Raw genomic sequence first — 23,890 nt, forward strand, 5'->3', positions numbered from 1 at the left:
ATCGGTGCGCTTGGCACTGACGGGTCGCTAGCTCAGCGGTAGAGCACTCGGCTTTTAACCGATTGGTCCTGGGTTCGAATCCCAGGCGACCCATTTTTTCTCAGAATTTTTGCTTTACGACTGCTGTTTTCAGGCTTGTGCAGCAGGCGATCGCAGGAACTCGCTGACCTGAATTAAGCAATCGGGGAAGGATAGTGGAGCGATCGCCTCCTGTTCCGACAGAATTTGTTCTGCACCATAGCCCGCCCCACCAGGGTCTCGAAATACGTATAGGCGACGCTCCTGCACGTCCAGAATCCAATATTCCTGAATGCCCGATCGCCCGTAAACCGGAACCTTCAGGTCGCGATCGCGGCGTAGCGTACTGTCTGCCACTTCAATCAGCAAGAAGATTTCCGCTGGCGTGGGGTGGTGATCTTCATAGTCCAGCGGGTCGGGGTGAACCACAGCGACATCTGGCTCTGGCTGCGAAAAATCGCTCAACTGCACCGGGTCTTGGAACCGCAGCAGCGCTCGACCCGCCAGCAGTCGTGACAATACGCGATCAATCCGAGTCACCGCTGCGCTATGGGCCGTTCCCTTGGCTGCCATTGTATAAAGCTGTCCCTCAATCAATTCTACGCGCTCGTCGGCAGCCAGGATGCCCGCTTCCACCATGCGGCGATAGTCCTGCACACTGAGCGATCGCAATTCAGGGGCGATCGTCATCGGTTTCACGCTCCTTGTAAATTCGTAAAATAAATTCGTAAATTCGGTGTCGTAAATTCGGTGTCGTCAGATCAGTGTAAATCTGGGTAAATTTTGGTCAATCCGTAGCCAGATTAATCTGCCGTCGATATCTCTGTGCAAAAGACGGGATGAGCATTTATACTTAGAATAATTTAAGACAGGCTGCAACCAGACGATCCGCAGCCGACTTACTGGACGATCTCGCGTCCGGTGATAAAAGTGTCTTAAGATTATCGTAAGCTTTTCTTGTTCAACGCCGAAATTAGCTGAACACACCGACTAGGAGGAATTTCTATGGCGCTCGTGCCTATGCGACTGCTGCTGGATCACGCGGCCGAAAACGGCTACGGTATCCCTGCGTTTAACGTCAACAACATGGAGCAGATCCAGGCCATCATGCAGGCTGCTCACGAGACCGATAGCCCGGTGATTCTGCAAGCTTCTCGTGGCGCTCGGAAATATGCAGGTGAAAACTTCCTGCGCCACCTGATTCTGGCGGCGGTGGAAACCTATCCCCACATTCCCATCGTGATGCACCAGGATCATGGCAACGAGCCTGCGACCTGCTATTCCGCCATCAAGAACGGCTTTACCAGCGTGATGATGGACGGTTCGCTGGAAGCAGATGCCAAAACGCCCGCCAGCTACGACTACAACGTGGCCGTCACCAGCGAAGTGGTGAAAGTGGCTCATGCCATCGGCGCTTCGGTGGAAGGCGAACTGGGCTGCCTCGGCTCTTTGGAAACGGGCAAGGGCGAAGCAGAAGACGGGCATGGCTTTGAGGGCGAGTTGGATCACTCCATGCTGCTGACTGACCCTGACGAAGCCGTAGACTTTGTGGAGCGGACTCAGGTAGACGCGCTGGCCGTTGCCATCGGCACCAGCCACGGAGCCTACAAGTTTACCCGTAAGCCGACGGGCGAAATCCTCGCCATCAGCCGCATCGAAGAAATCCACAGCCGCCTGCCCAACACCCACCTGGTGATGCACGGTTCTTCCTCGGTGCCCGAAGACCTGATTGCGCTGATTAACCAGTATGGTGGCGCGATCCCCGAAACCTACGGCGTGCCCGTGGAAGAAATTCAGAAGGGCATCAAGAGCGGCGTGCGGAAGGTGAATATCGACACCGACAACCGTCTGGCAATTACGGCTGCGGTGCGCGAGGCGCTGGCTGCCAATCCCAAGGAGTTTGACCCCCGCCACTTCCTGAAGCCGTCGATCAAGTACATGCAAAAAGTCTGCGCCGACCGCTATCAGCAGTTCTGGGCAGCGGGCAACGCCAGCAAGATCAAGCAGGTTTCGCTGGAAGAGTATGCCGCCAAGTATGCAAAGGGCGAACTGACCCAGGTGGCGAAGAAAGCCGTCTCTGTCTAGTTTTGTTTGAATTTCAAGCCGAATTCCAAGTTGAATTCCAGGCTGAATTTTTCAAGTTGAATTTCGAGACGATCGCCCCTTCAGGGAATTGACCCATTTGGGCGATCGCTCTCTACTCAGCCGCTCCTTCGCATTGCAGGGGCGGCTTTTTGATATCTGCGAAGGCGTTTCGAGAAAACATTCCGACCTGCCCCACTGACCCGCTTTGGGGGGAATTTCGCTATAAGAAGGGAATGATTCGCAATCCTGCCCCCCAAAATCGCACGCTGCGGCTGACCGATGCCGAGCGATCGCACTTTCGCACTCGGCTCCTGCACCTGGATCGCCCTGCGACAGTGGATGAGCTGCTAAACCGCACGATTTGCCAGGATATGTTTGAGGCGGCGGCGTGGCTACCCGGTGAATTCGTCGATTTGCTGGTGCTAGACCCACCCTACAACCTCAGCAAGCAGTTTAACGGGCAAACCGTCCGGCGGCGATCGCTCTCGGACTATGCCGCCTGGGTGCAGTCATGGCTGGTGCTGCTGTTGCCCACGCTCAAGCCGACGGCCTCGGTCTATCTCTGCGGCGACTGGCAATCGTCTCCAGCGCTGTATGAGGTGGCCGCGCAGCACCTAATCGTCCGCAACCGCATTACCTGGGAGCGGGAAAAGGGTCGCGCCGCCCGCGCCAACTGGAAAAACTGCTCGGAAGATATCTGGTTTTGCACCGTGTCGCCCGACTATTACTTCAACGCCGAAGCCGTGCGGCTCAAGCGGCGAGTCCTCGCACCCTACACCCAAAACGGCAGCCCCAAAGACTGGCAGCGCCAGCCCGACGGCAACTTTCGCCTTACTGCCGCCTCCAACCTGTGGACTGATCTGACCATTCCTTTTTGGTCGATGCCCGAAAATACCGACCACCCGACCCAAAAGCCCGAAAAGCTGCTGGCAAAAATTATTCTCGCCAGTTCCCCGCCCGGAGCCGTGGTGTTCGACCCGTTTCTGGGTTCCGGCACGACTTCTGTCGTTGCCAAAAAGCTAGATCGGCAGTTTGTCGGGATTGAACTCGACGAGACTTACGCTTGCTTGGCGGAAAAACGGCTGGCCCTGGCCGAGGGCGATCGCCGCATCCAGGGCTACACCGACGGCGTATTTTGGGAGCGCAACAGCCGGATCTGGGGCTAGAGCGTTGTAGCCAGGGAAACCAGGAAAAGCCTGGTCAAAATCCCAAACAAAATCCAAAATCCAAAATTAGCGCCAGGAAAGCAGACCCCAGGGCCTACTCAAACGCTGTGCGAATAATGCGCTCACCAGGGAGCCGATCGACCGCAGAAAGCCCCAGATCGCGCACCACAAAAGACCGTTGCAGCCAGCGATCGCGCCCGTCGTAGCGGGGCACAAAGGACGAGCGGCCGTGAACCGTGCGGCGATTGTCGATGCAGAGCAGGTCGCCCGTGTCGAGCTTGATGCCGCGATAGACCTGGGCGATCGCCTCTCGCAGCGCTGCCAGCGCCTCTTCTGCCTCCGGCGTGGTGGCAGTCATCAGGTCTTCGTCATAGTTCAAAAACGGATCGTTGCGGCGGCCGTAGAGGACGGGCAAAATGCGGTCACTCTGCTGCGTGCGATCGCGATTGCCAAAGGAATAGTCGATCCCGGTGCGATAGAGCGGCTGGAACAGGAGGTCTTGATGCGCCTCTGAGAGCAGCGGCAGGGCATGGGCGACGCTGGCGTAGGTGGTTTCGGCCATGTGGTCGTGGTCGGGCCGCAAGCAAAACAGCAGCAAAAACTCTGGCGGGTAGGGATGAAACACGGTTTCTCGGTGAAACTGGAGCCGGGTTTGTGACCCCGTAGACACCTGCACATGCTCAGTCCCCTTGACGGGAGCCAGGTTTTGAAACAGGTCGCCATTTTTCTCTTGAATATAAGACACCAGATGCCCCAGACGGCTGCCGATCATTGCCAGACAGCGCTCGCTAACGAAGGTGGTTTTTTGGGGCGATCGCTCGGCGTTGGGCGGCGTGGGAATGCGGTACAGCCCTGGATCAATCGGCAGTCCGCGAATCAGCAAAATGCCGTCGCTGTTCGAGCGCACCTGAAACTCTAGGAGCGATCGCCGCACAAAGCGGGGCATCTCGTCTGCCCGCATTTCACAATCAAACAAAAACTCTTCGGTGTCCTGGTAGGGATTGGGCCCCGGTGCCAGAAACAGGTTCATCGTCGCTTCGTCAAACTCGCCGCAGTCTACTATTTCTGGTGTTTCTGGTGTTTCTGGAATTGACGGCAAAGTCGCCGGGGGTTGCAAAGGGGGTTGTGGGGATACTTGGTGTGTGGATGCCTGCGTCAACATCTCGATTCCTCCTCAGACCTGGAACGACTATAGCCGCCAGATTGCGACGATGGCGGTTCAGTCACAACAGTTCTGCGCTAATGCACTGCTAATGCGCTTTCTCCAGCTTAGCCTTCGCGATGCTTAAGTTCCCAGACTGTAAAAAAGCGCGAAAAAAGCACGAAAAAGGCGTACCCGATGCCCAGGTACGCCCCTTGCCAAGACTTCTCGAAGTCGATGATGATGCTGATGATTACGCTTCGGTTTGCTTGGCTTGCTTGCGCTTTACCGAATAGCCTGCACCCAGCGCTGCCAGGCTACCCAGAATCGTCATCGGCTCCGGAACCGCAGTGCCCGCAGGCGGAACCACCGTGGGCGGCTTCTCAGGATCAAATGCCGTCGGAGCAACCCCATACTGCTTGGCGCTGCCGCCACCGCCGTTGGGGCCAGAACCGACCGCTTGAAGACGAACCGCAAAGGTCTGGTTGAGGAACTCCTGAACCGTCAGACCAGCCTGGGCAATCTTGAAGGTAGTAGAAGTCAGCAGCCCGCCTGCGGCCCCCACAGTGCCAAACTGAACCGCCATTTCAAACCGCTGACCAATATTGCCACCGACGATGTTGTTGGTGTTGAAGGCAACTTTCGTTACGTCTTGCCCGGTGACATTGCTCGCCTTCAGCGTGTTGTGGTTGAACGTGCCGCCAAAGTTGAAGTAAACCGCCAGCAGGTCGCCAATGTTGTTGGAATCGTTGACCTTGAGCGTCACTTCAACGCCATCTTCCACATCTTTTGCAAAAATATCGACGTTAACTGGAGTGCTGCTGCGAGTGCCATCAGATGCCGAGAAGCTAAGGCTGGCAGCGTTGGCAGGGTTGACCGCTGCCATCAGAACCACGATGCCCGCAGAGGCAAGCGCCGTAGACCAAGTAGTGAGTGCGTTTTTCACGAATCCAAACCTCTTGATGTAGTGATCAAAGGGCGCGGCTGAGAGAAAACTCAGAACGCGCTGTGTTAATGCCCCCTTATTCCATGCGCCTTATTTCATGCGCCCTATTCCATGCGCCCTATTTCATGCGCCCTATTTCATGCGCTCCATTCACTGCGCTGTGTCTGATTCAACACAGGATGCTGTACACAATGCGGAGAGAATATTCCGCTCGAATATTTCGCGCAAAACACCGCGCAAAACATCGCATAAAACATTGTATTCCTGACTACATTTAAGATACCCACTCTATTGAGTTAAGTACTCTTTTATACGCCATTCTTGATACAATCTTTGAACTTTGCCCTCCGGGGATGAATTCCTGTAAAACGACCCGGAGACTCTAAGAGTCCGAGTAAAACAACTCCACTACAGAGCCATCCGCCACGCCAGAGACAGACCTACGCTGTATAAAACACGCTCAGAGACACCGTAATAATACGAGTCTCACAAATCTTTCTGTGGCGCTGATGGATCATCACTAGGTCAGGACACACTGGAGACAACGGGCTGATACAGGGTGTCTCGCTGCTGGGCAGGGCGATCGCACTGGAGAATCGCCGCCCGCAACTCTTCGACCGTCTTGCACGTACCGCCCTGGGCCCCCGCCATGCTGGTGATGTGTTCTTCCATCAGCGTGCCACCGAGGTCGTTGCAGCCCCATCGGAGGGCTTCTGTTGCGCCCGCTAGCCCCAGCTTTACCCAGCTTGGCTGATGGTTGGCGATCCAATTGCCCAAAAAGAGCCGGGCCACTGCCGTCAGCTTTAGCGCGTCGGCCAGCACGGGCTGATCGCGTCCCACCCGACGGCGCAGGGGCTTGGGCGCGTCTTGTCCCACAAACGGCAGCAGAATGAATTCGGTGATGCCCGTCGCGCCTTGAGAAAGAGAGGCCTGCTGGAGCGATCGCACTTGACCAAGATGCCGCATCTGCTGCTCTGGCGTTTCGATGTGGCCAGAGAGCATCGTGCTGGTGCTGGGCATTCCCAGGCGGTGAGCAGTGGCGACGATTTCCAGCCACTCGGCGGAAGAGATTTTTTCAGGACAGAGAACCTTTCGCACCTCGTCGTCCAGCACCTCCGCCGCCGTTCCCGGCATGGAGCCAACGCCCGCGTCTTGCAGAGCCGCAATTACCTCGGCATAGCTCAGCCCATCCTGACGGGCGATAAACTGTACCTCTTGGGGCGAAAAGGCGTGCAGGTGGAGTTGGGGGAATTCGCGTTTAATGAGGCGCACTAGGTGGACATAGTAGGAGAGCGATCGCCCCCCGATCCGTGCTTCTGGATTTAGCCCGCCCTGCATACAGATTTCTGTCGCGCCCTGCTGCACGGCTTCGGCGGCCTTTTCTAGAATTGCGCCTTCGTTTAGCCAGTAGGCTCCGGCCGCGTCGGCATCGCGCCGAAAGGCGCAAAAGCTGCAATGCTGTTCGCAAATATTGGTGTAGTTGATGTTGCGGTTGATGACATAGGTGACGACCTCGCCCACCTGTCGCCGTCGCAGTTCATCAGCGACCTGGCGGAGCGCGGCGATCGCCCCTGGGTCGGTTTGCCGCAGCAGCACCACGCCCTCCGCCTCGGTCAGGTCTGCCCCCGACAGCGCCCGCTCTAGGATGTGGCTCACGGTTCCTGGATGCGTCGCTACCATAGGTGCCTTGGCTTGCCTAGTCGATCTTGCCTAGTCGATATAGCTGATCACTTCCTCTAGAGGATAGCGAACCTTGGGACGGGCGGCCGACTTGTCATCCTCGGCGCGATAGCCAGCGGGACACATCACCACCGACGCATACTCGCCGCCCGCCAGCCCCAGCAGTTCGTCTACTTTAGCAGGCGCAAAGCCTTCCATCGGGCAGGTGTCTACGCCCAGCAGCGCCGCCGCCGTCATGAACTGACCCAGGGCAATGTAGGTCTGGCGCTTGGCCCATTCGTGCAAATCCAGCGGGTAGGGCGGCTTGTCCAAAAAGCCCTTGACCATATTGGCAAAGCCCTGCAAATTTTCAACACTGGTCTGCTGCACGTCCGCCATGCGAGCGATGTAGCGATCGACATCGGCCGCGTCGGTCTTGACCTTGGCGGCAAACACGACCAGATGCGATGCATCCACCACCTGCGTTTGTCCCCAAGACAGGTCTACAATTTGGCGGCGCAGTTCTGGATTTCGCACCACCAGAAATTTCCACGGCTGAAGCCCAAAGGACGAGGGCGCAAGCACCAGGCTCTGTTCCAAAACCTGCCACGTGGGTTCGGGAATCGTCTTAGACGGGTCAAATTTTTTGGTGGCATAGCGCCATTGAAGCTGCTGAAGCACTGTGTCGGCAGCAACCGGATTCGGAGCAATCGGATCAGCAGAAAGTGTCATAGAAATGGCCTGGTGTGAAGTGGCTTGTAGCAGAAACGCATCCAATAGGGTCAGGCCTGGCGCAGTTAGCTTTCCTGAACCTCTCTTAAAGTAGGGAGACTTGCTGGAGAGGGCATTCCCACTAGAAGGCTAAGTTAATATTTGCTTAATAGTTCAACCGTGTAAAGGTTTAGTGCGAAAACATTCTGCAAAGTATTTGCTAAGTCTGCAAACTGTTACGCGCCAAACCCATCAGGCAACCCGGCCGATCGCCCGTAGGGCTGCCCAAGCGCGAGCAGAGCAGTCCTCCTGGCGCAGATTGGCGATCGCCCGCCACTGAATGCCCTCTGGGCCCACCTCGGTCGGATCGCCTTGGAGCATTGCGGGACGTGCGGGCAGCGTGCATTCGTGAATCAGGTGAATGGTGTGCGAGATGGGCGCGTCGGCATTGGGGAAAAACTGCTCGAACACGGTCAACAAACGATCGCACTGGAAGTCTTGAATCCCTGTCTCTTCCCAAACCTCACGGCGTAGCCCCGTCAAGATGGGTTCCATCGGCTCTAGCCCGCCCCCTGGCAAGTCCCAGCAGTCGGGTTCTGGCGGCGATAGCTGGTGCAGCATCAGCACCTCATCTCCGTCCACAAACAGCGCAACAACGGCAACGCGCAGCGGGGGCCCTGGAATGCTGGATATCGGCTGGGTGTCCGACATTATTCAATCCTCAGGTTAAAGAGCAGGCGCATATAGAGGTTGGCGGGATCGTCCAGTAGTTCAAAGATTTCCAGGTCAGATTGCAGCGCATCGAGGCGATCGCCCAGCAGGGTGCGGCTCCGAGCATCTTCCGGCAGACGACTCTGCAAATCAGATAAAAACTGTTCGCCGAAGCTGAGGCGCTTGGGATATTCCTCCACCGACCAAGTTTCCAACTTCGCCTCGGCGGCAGCTTCTTTGAGCGCGGCTTGCAGCCCGCCCAGTTCGTCTACCAGCCCCACCTCCTTGGCCGCTATGCCCGACCAGACGCGCCCCTGCCCCACCTGGTTAACCTGCTCCCGCGAGAGGGGGCGTGCCGATGCTACGGTGTCTAGGAATGTACCGTAGGCTTGCTCAGCCATCCGTTGCAGCAGCGCCATTTCTGCTTCGGTGCGGGGGCGGGAGGTGGTTTCGATGTCGGCATAGCGTCCCGTTTTGATGATGTCCCAGGTAACGCCGTTGCGGTTTGCAAGGGTCTGGAAATTGGGCACGAGTCCAAACACGCCGATGGAGCCTGTGACAGTGTTGGGCGAGGCAAAGACCTTGCTTCCCTGGGCGGCAATGTAGTAGCCGCCGGAAGCCGCAATATTGCCCATCGAGGCGATCACGGGCTTTTCCTTTCGCATCAGCGTCACTTCGCGGGCGATCAGGTCAGAAGCGACTGCGCTGCCGCCGGGACTGTTGATCCGCAACACCACGGCTTTGATATCCTTATCTAGTCGCAGATCTCGCAGCAGCTTTACAAAGCGATCGCTCCCGATCTGCCCCGTGCTGCCCGTGCCGCCCACGATGTCGCCATTGAGATAGACCAGCGCAATGCGATCGCCCCGCTTTTTCTCCGCCGCCACCGCCTGGGCGTAAGTACCCAAACCAACGCTGCGAAAGGTCTTGTCGTCTTCCTTGCGATCGGTCAACTTTTTTAGGTCAGCGAGTACCTCATCAGGATAGGCAACCCGATCGATCAGTCCCGTGGTCTTCGCCTCGGTAGCCATGAGCAGCCCCCCGCTATCGGCGATCGCCTGGATCTGGGTGGGCGACAGGTCGCGGTGCTGGCTAGCAGTCGTAATCACTTCAGTCCACAGATCTCGCAGCAGCGCTTCGGTTTGCTGACGCGCTTCGGGGCTATTGTTCTGGCGGGTAAAGGGTTCCACCGCCGACTTGTAGCGCCCCACCTGAAGCACCTGCACACCCACGCCGAATCGCTCCAGCGCCCCTGCAAAGAAGGTCATCTCCGAGCGCAGGCCGTTCATCTCCAGCACGCCCGCCGGGTTCATGGCCAAATCGGTTGCCACCGAAGCCAGGTAATAGTCCCGCTCGCTCCAGTTCACGTCGTAGGCGTAGATGGGTTTGCCGCTGTCGCGGAAGGTGTCGAGCGCCTGCCGCACTTCCCGCAGCGTGGCGTAGCCTGTGGTGGCAGGCAGATTCCCCTCCAGCAATAGCCCCACGATTTTTTTGTCTGCCGCGGCCGCTTCGATCGCGTCTACGGCAGTTCGCAGCGAGACGGGCTGGCGGGTCGTGCGCCCAGAGAGCGCCTCTTGAAAGACCTGGCCGGGGTTCACCGAAACGGGCGCGTCGGCAATGCCCCGATCCAGATTCAGCGTCAGCACGGATTTATCTTCGACCTTGGGCCCGCTGTCGCGCCCAGAAAGGGCGATCGCCACCAGCAGCATCACCATCCCGCCTGCGCTCAGCACGCCAAATAGCGCCAGCCCAGTCAGCGTTGCCAATACATTCTTCAGAAAATCGCGCATGGGAGTGAGAAATTGTGTGGATTTCGGATTTTAGATTGGCGATTTTAGATTGGAGATTTAGATTGCCAGATTATTGCCAATTTCAAGAGTCTGTGGGGCTTCCAGCGATTTTATCAGTCTGCTAGATTCAGGGCGCTAGATTCAGTCCGCTAGATTCAGGGCGCTAGATTCAGGGCGCTAAATTCAGGGCGCTAGATTGCCCCTGATCCGACGACGCGAGACAGCAGGGTGAACACGCCGAAGCCAATGAGCAGCACCCCACTCGCAGGCGTAATCCAGCCCGACCAGCGGCGCAGTTCCAGAATTTTTTTGAGAGAGGCAGTAAAAGTGCCCGCCAGGATCAGCGGCGCAACGTAGCCCAGCGTGTAGGACAGCAGCAGCACACTACCCAGTAGCGGGTCGCGGGTTGTCGAAACCCAGGCCAGCAGCGTCGCCAGCACCGGCGTACTGCACGGCGAGGCCACCAGCCCAAAGGTCAGCCCCAGCAGGTAGGAGCGCACGCTTTCGGGCCAGTCTTTGGAAATCCACTCCATACCCGTGAAGGAGGGCAACCGCAGCGGCAGGGCTTCCAGCAGGTTCAGACCCATGAGAATGGCGATCAGGCTGACAATAATCGGCAGCCCGATGCCGACCTGGCCGTAGATGCGGCCGGCGATCGCCGCCAAGATTCCCAGCGCCGCCAGCGTCGTCGCCAGCCCCAGCGCAAACCAAGTCGATTGGGCCGCAGCCTGCCAGCGGCTCTTGGCTTCGTAGCCACCGATATAGCCGATGGTGATGGGCAGCATGGACAACATACAGGGCGTGAGGCTGGTCAACAGGCCGGCGACAAAAATAATGCCCACGCTGGCGGGCGAGAGGTGGGTCAGTTGTCCCGACACCAGCACATCTGCTGCGTGCTGGAGTTGATAGAGCGAGGTTTTCAGAGTCTCAAGCATGGGCAGCAGGCAGGGTTGCAAGGCATGGTAGGCAGGACGGAGCCATTTATTTCTTCCCCTCAATTGTAGAGTGTGCCCGGAAACGCCACAGATTCTCAGAGTATTGGTATGGTGAAGCTGGATTTGGCAGGTCTAAGTGCCGATCCCTACGCCAACTCCTGTACCGACTCCTGCACCGATCCGTGGGGCGTAAATCTGGACTTCTAGAACCTGACGCTCCCGGAAGATTACGGAATTTTCACAGGCGCTTAATCAAAACATCGATCCAGTTCCGAACAATCCGATCCATCCTGGTAAGCAAGTGTAAAGGATTGCAACTACCATGCCCGGACTCGATTCTTTAACCTGGCACGATGTTGAAAACGGGATGCGGCAACTCGCTATCCCAGCGGCCCTGATGCTCGCCGCGACCTTGGCGATCGGGCTGCGGCTGATGCCCCCGTCTGCCCGCCGCGTTGCCCGAAATGTCATCCTGTTTCTGGTCTGCTTTGGGCTGGTGGTGGTTTCCCCAACTGGGGTGGCTGCGCTGGAGCGCGGGATGGCGGTGTTTGCCGCTCCAGACACAGGGGAATCGGTGGATGCCATTGTGGTGCTGGGGCGCGGGCGGCGGCTCAACCCGTCGCGGGTGGCCACGGTGGCTGAACTGTGGAATGCGGGGCGATCGCCCCAGATTTTTGCCAGCGGCGCGAGTGATGCGCCCCTGATTGTAGAGTCGCTGCGGGCGGCAGGCATTCCGGCTGAGGCACTGGGCGGCGAAGAATGCTCTCGCACAACGGAGGAGAACGCCTGGTTTTCTCGCGCTACCTTGTTTCCCCAAGGCGTGCGGCGGATTTTGTTGGTCACCGATTACCCACATCTCTGGCGATCGCAGATGACTTACGAAAGCGTCGGTTTTTCCGTTATCACCCACCCCAGCCCCCTGCGCGACACGCTCTCTCGCAAGCGCCGCCTCTCGCTCATGACCCGTGAATCGCTGGCGCTCATTGCCTACCGACTGAAGGGCAGGCTGGGCGATCGCACTACTCTCGACACACCTGCTTATGTAGAAAAGCGGCTAAGCAAGCAGCAGTGTTTGGTTGGTAGAGCAGCGGGGCAGGCTTAATCGGCGCGATTAGTGATTATTCATCACTCTTCTACTGCTCGTCACTCTTCTACCGGTAGCCCCAGCCGCCGCTTCAGCCTAAACCAGCGATCGCGCAATTGCCAGAATTTGCTGGTTTCCATTGCGGCGATGCGGCCACGGGCGCGGCCGAGTTCTGCCTTAAGGTGCTGGATCGCTTCGGGCTGGCTGGCTTGCCGTTCGCGATCGCGCAATTCTTGCAGGCTGAGGAGGGTTTGTCCGGGTGCAAACTCCTGCTTCCAAAACATCAGACGGAGGCGACGCATCGCATCGCGCCAGGCGGGTTTGCCGCTGTAGCTGGCGTTGTCTTGGGTGTCGCTGCGCCAGTAGACCTCGGCAGTGGCCTCGTAGCTAAAGCAAAACTCGGCCCGCTGGCAGAGCATCAGCACCAGGCAAAAGTCTTCGCCCAGATCCAGCAGCGGGTCGCGGTCGAGAATGTCTTGAAGCAACTGACGGCGAACGACGTAGGAATTGGGCGGCATGAAGTTTCTTAGCTCCAGCAAATCTTGCAGCCGAAAGGGTTGGAAGTAGGGCAGGGTAATGGTGTCCATTTGGTGCAATGTTTCAGGGCTGCCGGATTCTAGAACCTTGAGCGTGCCAGAGTAGGCAACCCCGATGTTGGGCCGCTGTTCGAGGATCTTTACCAGAGTATGCAAATGGTTGGGATGGATCGCGTCGTCATCGTCCAGGATGGCAAAGTAGGGCGCATCGACGGCACGGAGGCCCGTCCAGAGGGTGGTGCTGCGGCAGGGAGCAGGGCTGGCTAGGCGGCGAAACTGGAGGCGATCGCCATAGTGCCCCAAAAACGCCTCATCCAGCCCCGGCACAGGCTGATATTCCACCAAAATCACGCCGATATTTGGATAGGTCTGGGCGGCGAGGCTGTCGAGGGCGCGACGAATATAGGACAGAGGACGACCCCCCACCCGCACAATGACCTGCACTTGGGCAGGCGGCTGGGCACTCATAGGCGCAGGCACAAAGCCTTTGAAGCCTTTGTTGGTCAGCAGGGCCTCGTGGTGTGGCAGCAGATCGAGCAAATGCTTTTCTAGCGTGTAGTGTTGGATAAAAATTTCGTGAGCAGCGGCGGCTAAGGCTTCGGCCTGCTGGGGGTGCTGGGCGATCCAAGCCATGTGCTGCGAAATTTGCTCGACCTGTTCTGCGGGGTCGGCATCGGCATCGATATACAGCACCGTGTCGCCAAAGGCTTCGCGGATAAAGGCGTGGTCGCTGCAAATGGCAACAGCTCCGGCAGCGGCGATCTCAAAGATCCGCATGGAGGGCATTTCGGCCTGGCGGTGTTCTTCCCGGTGCAAACATAGCCCCACCCCCGCGCTGTGAATCGCCTCAAACACGCTGTTGCCGTCGTAGGGCAGTGCGCCGCGATGGGTCTGGTTCAGATAGGTCCAGCCGTCGGGGTTGCCGTATACGTCCATGTAGGGCTGCTGGTCTAGCCCTTCAAAGAGTTGCTTGAAGCGGGGCCCGTCCCAGTTTGACCCCAGATAGACCAGGCGCGGCTGGCTCAGGTCGGGCGGGCGATAGGCCGTTTTGGGGGCGCTGGTGTAGAAGGGCGATTTGAAATAGCGCTTGGGGGTGTGGCAGAGCAGGTGATGCAGCCAGCGATCGACGACGCGGGAGCCGATCAGGTAGCCGTCGTAGGACAGGGTGTTGGTAATCAGTCGATCGGTGCCTTCAAAAAATTCGGGCGGACTCCACATGCAGAGATAGGTGGGCACGGGCGCAACCTTGGGGGTCCAGTGGTGCAGCACGATGACGCAATCGGGCTGGGCGGCGCGAATTTCCGCTGCGGTTTGCACTTCGACCGCCTGCCAGCCAATGTTTTCTGCGGCCAGCACCAGCCGCCGAGACATTTCGACTTCGGCAATGTAGGGCTTGTCGAAAAAGGGATTTTGGATGGCAAGTTTCATGAGGGCGATCGCAGACAGCAGGCAAAAACCGAGCGCAAGGGACGCAAAGCGCTAGAGTTTATCTTAGGGCATCCCGCTAACCCCTCTAGATTTGCTATGACTTCTTCGGCAGACCGTCCCATTTTGATCTACACCGTCCACAAAGCGGCTTCGATGTTTTTGCATCGGCTGACACGGCAAATCGCGAGGGAACTGGAGATGGAGTATTTCTCTATTAACAACAAGTAACAACAAGGCGGCGGGCTATCAAGAAGTGAAGGAATTGTCCTGGAATGGGTTCATCCAAAAATATCTGAGTCAGGCAGAAAAACGAGCTTGCTTCGGCCCAATTCGCTCGCTCGAGGCGATGCCTTCTATTCCCGAAGGAATGGCAGATTTCTCGGTAGTTCTGCATCTACGAGATCCGCGAGACGTGCTGGTTTCTTCGTTCTTTTCTAATGCCTTTAGTCATCCGGTCAATCCGGCGATTTTCAATCCGGATGAAGCAGCCCGCTAGGAATGGATTGAGCGGGGTATTGATGCGTTTGTAATCGAGCGATCGCCCGTTGTGATCGATCGCTATAACTACGTGATTGCCAACCTGCTGGGACGAGAGAATGTCCTCTTTTTGAAGTATGAGGATATGGTACTCAACTATCAGGAATGGCTAGCAAAGTTCCTGTCAGTTTTTATTGCACCAGAGCCAAATGTCCCAACTGAAACCCAGCCCAAAGGACTGCTGGCGCTGCTAGAAAAGCTGCCGTTGGTTCAACGAGAAGGGCGATCGCCCAGCCCCACTTTCTCTGCACTCTATCAGGAGCTTTTTGAAGCCCACAAAGCTGATTTCCAGGTGGAAGATGAAGACGTTTATCGCCACAAGCGACAGGTGCTTCCCGGAGATCACACGCGCAAGCTGCAACCGGAAACGATTGCAATTCTAAACGAGAAATTCGCAGAGATTCTAAACGCCTTGGGATACGAACCAGTTGCGAATTCACAAATCCATTAGGAGCGCCGTATCAGCTACGAACTTAGGACTGACGGAGTGGGACGATTTCTCGCGGACGCAGCCCGCGAGAAATTGTCCAAAACCCAGAAAACCGATCGCCAGTGCATCAGTCCTGGAACTATTCCAACTCTACCGACACGGGCGGGGCTGCGGAATCGGCGGGCTGGGCCGGGCTGCTGGAGTCGCGCATGAGTTGGGCGATCGCTCCGATGAGTTGACTCAGCTTGCCTTCGTCCAGCAGCGTGTTAATCAGCGACAGCCCGCTGGTAGACAGCAAGAGTTGACTCACGTCGGGGCTTTTGCCGTTGCCGTTGCTGCCTGCGCCAGGGAAGGCGTAGATGCGGGCATCGCCCAAAACACCCGGCTGCGGAGCCAGCGCTTTGACAATTTCTGGCAGCTTTTCGGAGAGTTCTGGCCAGAGCGTGACCAGCGTTTGCGCCGTCAGGTTAGGTGTGCTGATCAGGTTGCGGGCGGTGAGTTCTGCTTGCAAGCCTTCGGCTTCGGCCAGCAGCTTGTCGCGCTGGGCGACGGCCAGGGTGCGGATGGATTCGGCCTCTAGCTCTGCCGCCTGACGGGCGATTTCGGCCTGACGACGACGGCGGAACACGTCGATTTCCACCACGTTTTGTTCTGAAATGCGCTTTTCCTGGGCGGCGCGTTCAGCCGCGATGACGGCCAACTGGCGCTGCCGTTCGGCGACTTCCAGTTCGGTCGCAGTGGTTACGCCCGCTTCGGCACGGGCCCGCTCTGCATCGGCCTCCAGGCTTTCCTTGCGCTTGGTGGCAATGGCGATCGCCGCATCCTCTTGGGCAATCCGCGCCAGCCGCTCGGACTCTGCCACCTGCACCTGCGCCTCCAGCCGCTGCGATTCCACCGTTTTTTGGCGGGTGATTTCTGCCAGGTCTGCCTCCTGCTGCTGCAACGCCTGAGCCACTTTCAGCTTTTTCTGCTGTTCCTCTAGAGCAATGTCCGCCTGAATCTGGCTCTGCTGCACGCCCAACTGCTTACGGATTTGCTCCTCTTCCACCGTTTTTTCTTGGAGGATCTTGGCCCGCTGGGTGGCGGCCAGTTCCTTCACTTTGGATTCTTCAATTTCTCGCTCTCGCTGTGCCTTCAGGCTTTCTACCTGCAACTGCTGTTCCAGACGAGCGGTTTCCTTTTCTTGCAAAATTTGGAGCGATCGCTTCTCAGCATCCAGTTCTTTTTGCTCGATGGCAACCTGCGTAGCCAGTTCCACTTCCCGCTTTTGCTGAATGGATTTTTGAATCGTCTCCGTCCGCAGCCGCACCCCCTGCGCGTCAAAGAAGTTGTTGGTGTCGTAGGTGTCGCTTTCCTGAATTTCCGATACGGCAATGTTGTTCAGCGTTAGCCCAACTTTCGCCAGGTCGGGCTGCATCAGGTTTAGCACTTCCTGGGCAAAGCCCAGCTTGTCGGAGTCGATTTCCGCCAGACTCTTTGTTTTTGCAGCGGCCCGAATCGCGTCGTCTGCCCGCTTTTCCAGCGCATTTTTGATGTCCTCTGGCGTAATCTTGTTGCCCTGAGATAGCCGTGCAGCAGCCGTTAGCACATCCTCCTCAGAGGCCGTAATGCAGACATAGAAAGTAGCCCGCATGTCGGCACGCAGATAATCTTTCGTGCGAACGGCAAGTTTACCGGCCCGCTCCACGTCGATGGAGATTTCGCGCAAGGGCACGCGAGTCAGTTCATGAAAGCCGGGAAGAACAACACAGCCCCCATTCAAAATCACGGTTTTGCGCTTAAAAAAGACCCCGCCCGTTCGCACAAATGCCTCGTTGTTGGGCGTAATTTTGTAAACACGGGTGTACGCAAAAACTGCTACCAAGAGCAACAGAACCAGACTGCCGATTAACGCTGGGAATACGAGCAGTCCGCTTACGGGAAGCTGGGCCAGCGTAGAGGGAGCAGGCGCAGGGTCGAGCGGGGCGATCGCCACAGTTTCGGAATACTCAGCATCACGCGCCTGAAACTCGTCCAGTTCATAAACTGGAACCGTGGGCAAAGACTGAATGAACGTTAGCCAGAACAGCATTGGAATATCCCTAAGATGAATTAAAGTAGCTCAACGAGAATCTTTGAGAGCATGAGAACCGTTCAGCCAGTGATCCTGGTCAGGACTGTCCTTTGCAATGACCAGATAGCCCGCTCCCGATCGCTCGATCACCAGCACTGTGTCTCCCCGCCGGGGCAACACGCTGGCCCAGTCTGGCAGCATAGCGTTCACCGTCACCCGATTGCGGGCTGCATCCAGCACGTCTACCTGGCCGATGCGCCCTTCTGCCACGCTGGGAATGTGCCCCGTGCTGACAATCCCCAGACAACCCACGAGGCGATCGCCACTGGCATCTTCTCCAAACGAGGCAAAAATTCGCCCCAGCGGCCGCGCAATTTGCCCACCTAGCACCAGCGCCAGCCCAAACGACCCCAGCAGCACAGAGCCACTTGCCAAACTCCCCAGCAGCGTTTCCAGGGTTCCCCCCAGAAACACATTGCCCATCCAGCCCAGCAGCCCCCACAGGCTGAAGTCTGTCGCCAGCAACAGCATTAGCGGCGCACGACCCAACCCAAACCACCGCAGCACGTCTAGTGGACTGAATTCGCTGCCAGAATCGACATCAGTATCCAGGTCGAGCGGCGCAGAAACCTCGAAGTCTACGTCCAACTCTGCGTCCAGATCCACATCCAGATCGGCATCCAAGTCCAGATCAGCGTCTAAATCTGCATCATCGCCGCCGCCAGAAAAAATGACCACCAGAAACAGCGCCACTCCAATTCCAAGCAGCACCCAGTAAGGTAAGTTAGCAGCGGCAAAGACAGGCATGATGACGGCAGACTGAAGAAGGGGCTGAAACCTGCTGCGATCGCCCCGTCGTGCTGGCTTAGCAGTGGGGGCAAATGTGCCAGCGAAAAAATCGTCTACTCAGAATCCACTACAGCAAAGTCAGGCAGCATTCCCGAAACCGGAGTTCTATGCGCCCATCCTAGCGGCCCTAGAATAGAAGTAAGGCAAACGTGACTGTTTCTTAACGTCTAAAGGCTATGAAACTAAAGCGCATTGGGCATGTGGCGATCCGCGTCGAGGATCTGGATCGGGCGGCGCAGTTCTATCAGAACTTGGGCATGGATCTGGTTTGGAAAGACCCAGACTGGGCATATCTGAAAGCGGGGGACGATGGGCTGGCGCTGCTGAGTGCTGCCTACGAGCAGGCGGGGCCCCACTTTGGCTTTGTGTTTGGCGATCGCGCTGAGGTGGACGCTGCCTACGAGCAACTTAAAGCCGAAGGGGTTCACGTTACGCCCGTCCACGAACACCGCGACGGCACGGCTTCGTTCTATGGCCGCGACCCCGACGGCAACTGGTTTGAATACCTTTACGAGCCAGTGGCCGTGCCTGCCTAGTGGCTTGTCAACTTTCGTTTTGTCAACTTTCGTTTTAGGGTTAACCCCTCAGTTCGTAGTCGGCGCTTTAGCGCTAAAGAGCTGACTACAAACCTTAATTTCTAATGTTTACGCTGCACTGGTCTGGCGACATAGGCGAGCAGGCGGGCGCAATAGCTTACTGAGTAAGCGCAAAGGTTGGCTGACTGCGCCTTAATCTCTGTCGATTTTCCCCGGAGCCTGTCGCCATGACAAAAAGCAAAGATCTGACGGTTTTGATCATTTCGCTGCTGGTTACCGTTGGCTCGATCGGTCTGCTGTCTGCCTGGATTTTTCCTCGCCTTCAGCCAGGACGAATGTCGCCGACGGTTGTGGGCACGTCCTCCACCCCAACCGTAGGTGAGGTGCCACCAGACCTAAGCAGCCTGCCAGACCGAATCAGCCTTGGCAATCGGCAGTTAATCGCGTCAGTCACCACGCCTGCCAAGCGGGAGGGCATTGCCGCGTTTGAAGCGCAAGACTACGACAAGGCGGTGGAGTGGTTTGAGCTATCGCTGAAGGCACTGCCCAACGACCCAGAGACACTAATTTATCTGAACAACGCGCGGCTGTCGCGGCAGCAGACCCCGTACAAAATTGCCACCAGCGTTCCCATTGGCAAAAATCTCAACGTGGCGCAGGAGATTTTGCGGGGCGTGGCCCAGGCACAGGATGAGGTCAACCGCAGCGGCGGCATCAACGGTGTGGGGCTAGAAGTTACCATCATCAACGACGACAACGACCCGGCGATCACGCGAGAAATGGCGAAGCTGCTGGTGGAAAACAAGAGCCTGCTGGCAATAGTAGGACATAACACCTCGGATGCGTCGATGGCCGCAGCGCCGATCTATCAGCAGCATGGGCTGGTGATGATTTCCCCCACGACCTTTGATGCCGATGTCGCGAAAGTAGGTAACTTCGTTTTTCGAGCGGTTCCCACCCCCCAGTCGATGGTGACCCCGCTGGTGGACGACATTCTGGCGCGATCGCCCCGTCCTGCCAAAATCCTGGTCTGCTACGATTCCACAGCGCCCGACAACAATCAGTTTCGGAATGCGTTTGTGGATGTGCTGACGGGGCGCGGCGGCGAGATTGTGAAAGTGGTGAACGAGCGGGGCAAAGACTTGTGCGATTTTGCGTCTGAGGGGTTTGATCCGGAAGCGGCGATCGCCCAGGCGCTTCAGCAGCAAGCGACAGGGCTTTACCTCGGCCCCAGCATCAACTATCTCGACCCGGCAATTGCGGTAGCGCGGGCGAATAACGGACGGCTGTCGCTATACAGCAGCCCGTCGCTCTACACTCACAAAATCTTGCAGGACGGGCAACAGGCCGTCGCAGGGATGATCTTGCCAACGCCCTGGAGTCCCGATGCCTATCCAGATTTTGCCCGCAAAGCACAGCAACTTTGGGGAGCTACAGTAAACTGGCGCACCGCCACCGCCTACGACGCGACGCAGGCGATCGCCGAAGGATTGCTGCGTGCGGGCAATAGCCGCAGCACCTTGCAGCAAGCCCTGACCTCTCCTGACTTTGCCGCCACCAGTGCTGGCAAGGGCGCAGTGCGGTTTCTCGACACGGGCGATCGCCGCCTCACGCCCGTCCTGGTGCAAGTTCAACGAATCGAGTCAGGCAGCTACCGATTCAGAGCCATTGATTAGGGGTCAGCAAAGGTTGGACGATCCATTTCATTGAGCGCCAAAGTCACTATTGGATTACCGCCCAGGCAGGCAAGAAGCAGCCTTGCCCAGTTTTCCCTTACGATAAAGCCAGGACTGACGCACCTGAAATCGTTTCCTGGATTTTGAATGATTTCTCATGGGCTGCGCCCGCGAGAGTTCGTCCAACTGCGTAAGTCCTATGCATAACTCCTGGAAATCAAGCGCAACGATCCGCAAAAGTGGGAACGCATCGTAGATTGGCTCAGCGTTTTGTTTGCAGGCGGCACTGAAGCCATCAAAGCGTTCTATCCTCTGGCAGGAATCCCGTCCTCTGGCAGGAATCCCGATTGAAGTGGCTCGAAAGCTATACGAGATTTACACCAAAAATCGTAAACCACTGCCAGAGGGATAGATTGCGCTGTCACGGATGTGGCGAAGTTGGTTTGCTTGGTTGCATAGAGGGCGATCGCCCCTTTTCGGTCACTCTGTCTGCATCCTGCCGATGGCGCTGTGCTTCTGCATTGAACACAATCACAAACTGCGCCTGGGGCAATAGCCGCCGCACGGCTTGCAAATAGCCCTCCGCATCAGCGCGTTTGCAGAAGGCGGCTACAGTGATCCGCTGCATTTTGGGCAGCAGGCGCACGACAAGCCACCGATTCAAAGAGTCTCGGTAAGGCATAATGGTTCTGTTCCGTTGAGTGTGGATGATTCCGCAGCAAGGGAAGCTAAGCCAGTGCAGAAAGGTTGGTCGCCGGGATGCACTGGCTTATTGCGCTGCTGAAACTGCTCTCATCCTACATATTCGGGTTGGTTAAGTCAAATTGGTAAATTTGGTTTGAGAGATTTGGATGGAAAGCTTTGGAAAAAGGCTGAAACAATATCGTGAGGCAGCGTCTTTAACTCAGCGTGAACTAGCAGCCAGATTAGATGTGACAATCACTACTGTGCAAAACTGGGAAGCAGATCGCTACCTTCCCAGGCTGACCCCCCAGCAAACGCAGCTACTTTGCCAAACTTTGGGCATCAGTCTAGATGATCTGGCAGGCGAAAGTTAGGCGTATATATTGTTCAATCCAGGATGTTGTCCAATCGACTGTGATCAACTGGGAGAGCGATCGCTACAAACCGAAGCTTTACGCGACCCAGATGAAAGCACGCTGCGACTTGTTGGGCTTTACGCTGGAGGAACTATCAGCCGCAGAGGTTGACGAATGATGAACCTACTTAAACCGGCGATCGCCTATTTTGCCTATCTATTTGCCACCGGGTTTTTGTTAGGAACAATCCGGGTTTTATTAATCGTGCCGCGCCTCGGAGAGCGCACCGCAGAGCTATTAGAGATGCCCTTTATGCTGGTTGCGATTCTAATCGCAGCCCGGTGGATAAATCAGCAATATCTCAGCAGCGCAGAGCCATTTCAAAGATTAGGAGTCGGGTTTATTGCGCTGTTGTTTATGCTAATTGCCGACTTTGGAGTTGGCGTGTTTTTGCGAGGAATGCAGCCGCTAGAAGTAATCACGTCACGCGATGCGGTTTCTGGAACAGTTTATTATGGAATGCTGCTTTTGTTTGCGCTCATGCCCTGGATTTTGGGTCGCAAACATTAGTGGAAAGTCTGGAATGAAAAGTCTGGAATGAAAAGTCTGGAATTATCGGCCTAGCCAGTCGGATAAAACTGGAAATTGAAACAGATTGACCACCGACTGCCACGCCGGGCCTGCGCCCTGGAGCCAAAGGGCAATCGAAAATCCCAGCAGCGGCAGCAGCGCATAATAAGCCAGTCCGCGCCAAAACCAGCGGTCGAGCGATCGCCCCTGAACGCGCAGCAGCAGCGCCAGCCCCACCAGCAGCGCCGCCGCCGCCAAATGAACGATCAGCACCAACTCCAGGCTGAGCAACCAGGCAAAAAAGCCCGCCCAGCCCGGTGCAAACAGATTGAAAAAAACGTAGAGCGCTCCCAGCAGCAGCGCCAGTGGGCCAAGCCAGGTAAGATAAAAAAAGTAACTTTGGCGATGATTAGGGCGATCGCCGCTAGGGCCTGACCTGCTTTCCTGCCGCATCTTGTCCTACTTCGTGCTAAATGATTACCTGTCTAGCAGACGAAATTCCATCTGCAAAAGTTTCTCCTATTGCGTCAGGAAACTTGCGATGCGGTCTACGGCGGTTTCCAAAATAGCGGGGTCGTGAACCAAGGCAAAGCGGACATAGCCCTCCCCGGATTTGCCAAAGCCTGCGCCAGGGGAAACGGCAACGCCCGTGGCTTCGACCAACTGAGTGCAAAAATCGACGGAGCGATCGCCCCAGGGTTGCGGCAGCTTTGCCCAAACGTACATGGCGGTGTGGGGAATGGGCACAGCCCAGCCGATGCGGTGCAGGGCGCTGAGGAACACATCGCGCCGCTGCCGGAAGGTGTCTACCACAGTTTGCACCGTGTCTTGGGGACCCGTCAGCGCGGCGATCGCCCCATTCAAAATGCCGCGATATTGGTTGAAATCCACCGCTGCTTTTACCTGCCGCAGCGCCAGAATCAGCTCCGCGTTGCCAATCGCATAGCCCACGCGAAAGCCGCCCATGTTGTAGGACTTGGACATCGTGAAAAACTCGATAGAGCAGCGCTTTTGCGGATCGGCTTGCAGCACCGAGGGCGGCGGCGTGGCGCTAAAGTGCAAATCTGCGTAGGGAAAATCGTGAACCAGCACCAGGTCATGCCGCAGGCAAAACTCGACCGCCTGCTGGAAAAACGAGAGCGGGGCGATCGCCGCTGTGGGATTGTGCGGATAGCTCAGCACCATCATCCGCGCCTGCGCCAGCACGGGCGGAGGCACATCGTCAAACACAGGCAGGAATCCATTTTCCGCCCGCAGCGGCATGGGATAAATCTGCCCGCCCGCCAGATATACGCCGCCCGCATGGGATGGATAGCCCGGATCGAGCAGTAGGGCAAAATCGCCCGGATTTAGCACTGCTAGCGGCAAATGCGCTGTGCCTTCCTGAGAACCGACCAGCGGCAGCACCTCCGTTTCGGGGTCTACTGCAACGCCAAATTTCTGCGTATACCACTGCGCTGCTGCTTCTCGAAAGGCCCGCGTGCCCTGAAACAGCAGGTAGCCGTGGGTGCTGGGGTCGGGCAGCGATTGGGCGATCGCCTCTAGCACATGGGGCGGCGTAGGCAAATCCGACGATCCCAGCGACAGGTCTATTACATCGCGGCCCAGCGCCCGGGCCCGCGCCTTGGCTCGATCCATATCGGCAAAGACATTGGTACGCAGCGGTTGGAGGCGATTGGCGAGTTGCATTTTAGGCTTGAGAGACGAAGGGGCTGGGGGTATTGGGATAACAGTGATGGAGATTTGGATGAGATTTGACATCGCGCCGCACTCCCTCCAAAAAAAATTGGGTGAGGACGGCAACCCCATCCCCACCCTAACGCACCGAGCGCACCTTAAACGCAACCTCCAGCGCAACCTCAAGCGCTAGTTTTCACACAAGTTTCCAAGTGTCGATTTTCAGGAAAACCTCTAGGTTTCTAAGCTTGACGCAGAACCGTAGCCTGCGGTTCCCGCTGTGGGCAGACTTCTCCGTTGCCAGGTAGGGGC

Annotated in this window: 24 protein-coding genes and 1 tRNA gene; 11 read left to right on the forward strand and 14 right to left on the reverse strand. The window is 57.1% G+C overall.

The annotated features are described in order from the left end of the window. Positions 1 to 21 precede the first annotated feature (21 nt). A tRNA-Lys gene (locus tag HNI00_RS17780) sits at positions 22 to 93 on the forward strand. A gap of 36 nt (positions 94 to 129) precedes the next feature. Here HNI00_RS17780 and HNI00_RS17785 read toward each other — a convergent pair. Continuing rightward, positions 130 to 708 (reverse strand): Uma2 family endonuclease, encoded by a 579-nt coding sequence (locus tag HNI00_RS17785; protein ID WP_316788052.1) that lies wholly within the window; start codon positions 706 to 708, stop codon positions 130 to 132. Between the two features lie 315 nt (positions 709 to 1,023). Here HNI00_RS17785 and fba point away from each other — a divergent pair, with 315 nt between their 5' ends. Together fba and HNI00_RS17795 are read left to right on the forward strand one after the other, a co-directional pair. Further along, positions 1,024 to 2,103, forward strand: a complete 1,080-nt coding sequence (fba, locus tag HNI00_RS17790) for a class II fructose-bisphosphate aldolase (protein WP_172356923.1) — start codon at positions 1,024 to 1,026, stop codon at positions 2,101 to 2,103. A 233-nt stretch (positions 2,104 to 2,336) separates the two neighbouring features. Beyond that, positions 2,337 to 3,269, forward strand: coding sequence for a DNA-methyltransferase (locus tag HNI00_RS17795; protein WP_316788055.1), 933 nt, complete (start codon positions 2,337 to 2,339; stop codon positions 3,267 to 3,269). Between the two features lie 94 nt (positions 3,270 to 3,363). Here the strand turns inward: HNI00_RS17795 and HNI00_RS17800 are convergent, their stop codons facing one another. From HNI00_RS17800 to HNI00_RS17830, 7 genes are all read right to left on the reverse strand, one after another. Then, entirely contained in the window at positions 3,364 to 4,386 is a 1,023-nt protein-coding gene (locus HNI00_RS17800) for a TauD/TfdA family dioxygenase (protein WP_316788057.1), read from the reverse strand. 277 nt (positions 4,387 to 4,663) lie between these two features. Continuing rightward, entirely contained in the window at positions 4,664 to 5,356 is a 693-nt protein-coding gene (locus HNI00_RS17805) for a PEP-CTERM sorting domain-containing protein (protein WP_316788060.1), read from the reverse strand. Between the two features lie 525 nt (positions 5,357 to 5,881). Then, a complete protein-coding gene (gene cofH / locus HNI00_RS17810) occupies positions 5,882 to 7,036 on the reverse strand; it encodes a 7,8-didemethyl-8-hydroxy-5-deazariboflavin synthase subunit CofH (RefSeq protein ID WP_316788062.1) in 1,155 nt (384 codons plus the stop codon). Positions 7,037 to 7,066: 30 nt separating this feature from the next. Further along, a complete protein-coding gene (locus tag HNI00_RS17815; RefSeq protein WP_316788065.1) occupies positions 7,067 to 7,747 on the reverse strand; it encodes an NAD(P)H-dependent oxidoreductase in 681 nt (226 codons plus the stop codon). 231 nt (positions 7,748 to 7,978) lie between these two features. Continuing rightward, complete coding sequence (locus HNI00_RS17820) at positions 7,979 to 8,437, reverse strand: NUDIX domain-containing protein (RefSeq protein WP_316788067.1); 459 nt, start codon at positions 8,435 to 8,437, stop codon at positions 7,979 to 7,981. Then, entirely contained in the window at positions 8,437 to 10,227 is a 1,791-nt protein-coding gene (gene sppA, locus HNI00_RS17825; RefSeq protein ID WP_316788069.1) for a signal peptide peptidase SppA, read from the reverse strand. The genes HNI00_RS17820 and sppA overlap by 1 nt, the downstream gene beginning before the upstream one ends. Before the next feature lie 191 nt (positions 10,228 to 10,418). Further along, complete coding sequence (locus HNI00_RS17830) at positions 10,419 to 11,162, reverse strand: cytochrome c biogenesis protein CcdA (protein ID WP_316788071.1); 744 nt, start codon at positions 11,160 to 11,162, stop codon at positions 10,419 to 10,421. Positions 11,163 to 11,484: 322 nt separating this feature from the next. Here HNI00_RS17830 and HNI00_RS17835 point away from each other — a divergent pair, with 322 nt between their 5' ends. Continuing rightward, positions 11,485 to 12,264 (forward strand): YdcF family protein, encoded by a 780-nt coding sequence (locus tag HNI00_RS17835; RefSeq protein WP_316788073.1) that lies wholly within the window; start codon positions 11,485 to 11,487, stop codon positions 12,262 to 12,264. A gap of 41 nt (positions 12,265 to 12,305) precedes the next feature. Here the strand turns inward: HNI00_RS17835 and HNI00_RS17840 are convergent, their stop codons facing one another. Further along, on the reverse strand, positions 12,306 to 14,210 hold the full coding sequence (locus HNI00_RS17840) for a glycosyltransferase family protein (RefSeq protein WP_316788075.1): 1,905 nt from the start codon (positions 14,208 to 14,210) through the stop codon (positions 12,306 to 12,308). A gap of 96 nt (positions 14,211 to 14,306) precedes the next feature. Here HNI00_RS17840 and HNI00_RS17845 point away from each other — a divergent pair, with 96 nt between their 5' ends. From HNI00_RS17845 to HNI00_RS17855, 3 genes are all read left to right on the forward strand, one after another. Next, positions 14,307 to 14,438, forward strand: coding sequence for a hypothetical protein (locus tag HNI00_RS17845; RefSeq protein ID WP_316788077.1), 132 nt, complete (start codon positions 14,307 to 14,309; stop codon positions 14,436 to 14,438). Between the two features lie 118 nt (positions 14,439 to 14,556). Continuing rightward, the gene (locus HNI00_RS17850) at positions 14,557 to 14,706 is read left to right on the forward strand and encodes a hypothetical protein (RefSeq protein WP_316788079.1); all 150 of its coding nucleotides are present in this window, start codon (positions 14,557 to 14,559) and stop codon (positions 14,704 to 14,706) included. 51 nt (positions 14,707 to 14,757) lie between these two features. Next, a complete protein-coding gene (locus HNI00_RS17855) occupies positions 14,758 to 15,198 on the forward strand; it encodes a hypothetical protein (RefSeq protein ID WP_316788082.1) in 441 nt (146 codons plus the stop codon). 118 nt (positions 15,199 to 15,316) lie between these two features. Here the strand turns inward: HNI00_RS17855 and HNI00_RS17860 are convergent, their stop codons facing one another. Both HNI00_RS17860 and HNI00_RS17865 read right to left on the reverse strand, forming a co-directional pair. Next, entirely contained in the window at positions 15,317 to 17,248 is a 1,932-nt protein-coding gene (locus tag HNI00_RS17860; RefSeq protein ID WP_316788084.1) for a flotillin family protein, read from the reverse strand. 30 nt (positions 17,249 to 17,278) lie between these two features. Next, complete coding sequence (locus tag HNI00_RS17865) at positions 17,279 to 18,037, reverse strand: OB-fold-containig protein (protein ID WP_316788086.1); 759 nt, start codon at positions 18,035 to 18,037, stop codon at positions 17,279 to 17,281. Positions 18,038 to 18,255: 218 nt separating this feature from the next. Between HNI00_RS17865 and HNI00_RS17870 the strand changes: the two genes are divergently transcribed. Together HNI00_RS17870 and HNI00_RS17875 are read left to right on the forward strand one after the other, a co-directional pair. Beyond that, the gene (locus HNI00_RS17870; RefSeq protein WP_277774388.1) at positions 18,256 to 18,615 is read left to right on the forward strand and encodes a VOC family protein; all 360 of its coding nucleotides are present in this window, start codon (positions 18,256 to 18,258) and stop codon (positions 18,613 to 18,615) included. 227 nt (positions 18,616 to 18,842) lie between these two features. Further along, on the forward strand, positions 18,843 to 20,291 hold the full coding sequence (locus tag HNI00_RS17875; protein WP_316788090.1) for an ABC transporter substrate-binding protein: 1,449 nt from the start codon (positions 18,843 to 18,845) through the stop codon (positions 20,289 to 20,291). A gap of 421 nt (positions 20,292 to 20,712) precedes the next feature. Here HNI00_RS17875 and HNI00_RS17880 read toward each other — a convergent pair whose 3' ends face one another. Further along, positions 20,713 to 20,973, reverse strand: a complete 261-nt coding sequence (locus tag HNI00_RS17880; RefSeq protein ID WP_316788092.1) for a hypothetical protein — start codon at positions 20,971 to 20,973, stop codon at positions 20,713 to 20,715. Between the two features lie 169 nt (positions 20,974 to 21,142). Between HNI00_RS17880 and HNI00_RS22195 the strand changes: the two genes are divergently transcribed. Together HNI00_RS22195 and HNI00_RS17885 are read left to right on the forward strand one after the other, a co-directional pair. After that, on the forward strand, positions 21,143 to 21,349 hold the full coding sequence (locus HNI00_RS22195) for a helix-turn-helix transcriptional regulator (protein ID WP_172356962.1): 207 nt from the start codon (positions 21,143 to 21,145) through the stop codon (positions 21,347 to 21,349). Between the two features lie 156 nt (positions 21,350 to 21,505). Continuing rightward, positions 21,506 to 21,901, forward strand: coding sequence for a hypothetical protein (locus tag HNI00_RS17885; protein WP_316788094.1), 396 nt, complete (start codon positions 21,506 to 21,508; stop codon positions 21,899 to 21,901). A gap of 42 nt (positions 21,902 to 21,943) precedes the next feature. On the opposite strand, the gene HNI00_RS17890 is transcribed toward HNI00_RS17885, so the two are convergent. After that, on the reverse strand, positions 21,944 to 22,354 hold the full coding sequence (locus HNI00_RS17890; protein WP_316788096.1) for a hypothetical protein: 411 nt from the start codon (positions 22,352 to 22,354) through the stop codon (positions 21,944 to 21,946). A gap of 66 nt (positions 22,355 to 22,420) precedes the next feature. After that, a complete protein-coding gene (locus HNI00_RS17895) occupies positions 22,421 to 23,590 on the reverse strand; it encodes an LL-diaminopimelate aminotransferase (protein WP_316788097.1) in 1,170 nt (389 codons plus the stop codon). Positions 23,591 to 23,890: the final 300 nt, after the last annotated feature.

Origin of the sequence: Thermoleptolyngbya oregonensis NK1-22, assembly GCF_032705245.1 — a bacterium.
GTDB lineage: Bacteria > Cyanobacteriota > Cyanobacteriia > Elainellales > Elainellaceae > Thermoleptolyngbya > Thermoleptolyngbya sichuanensis.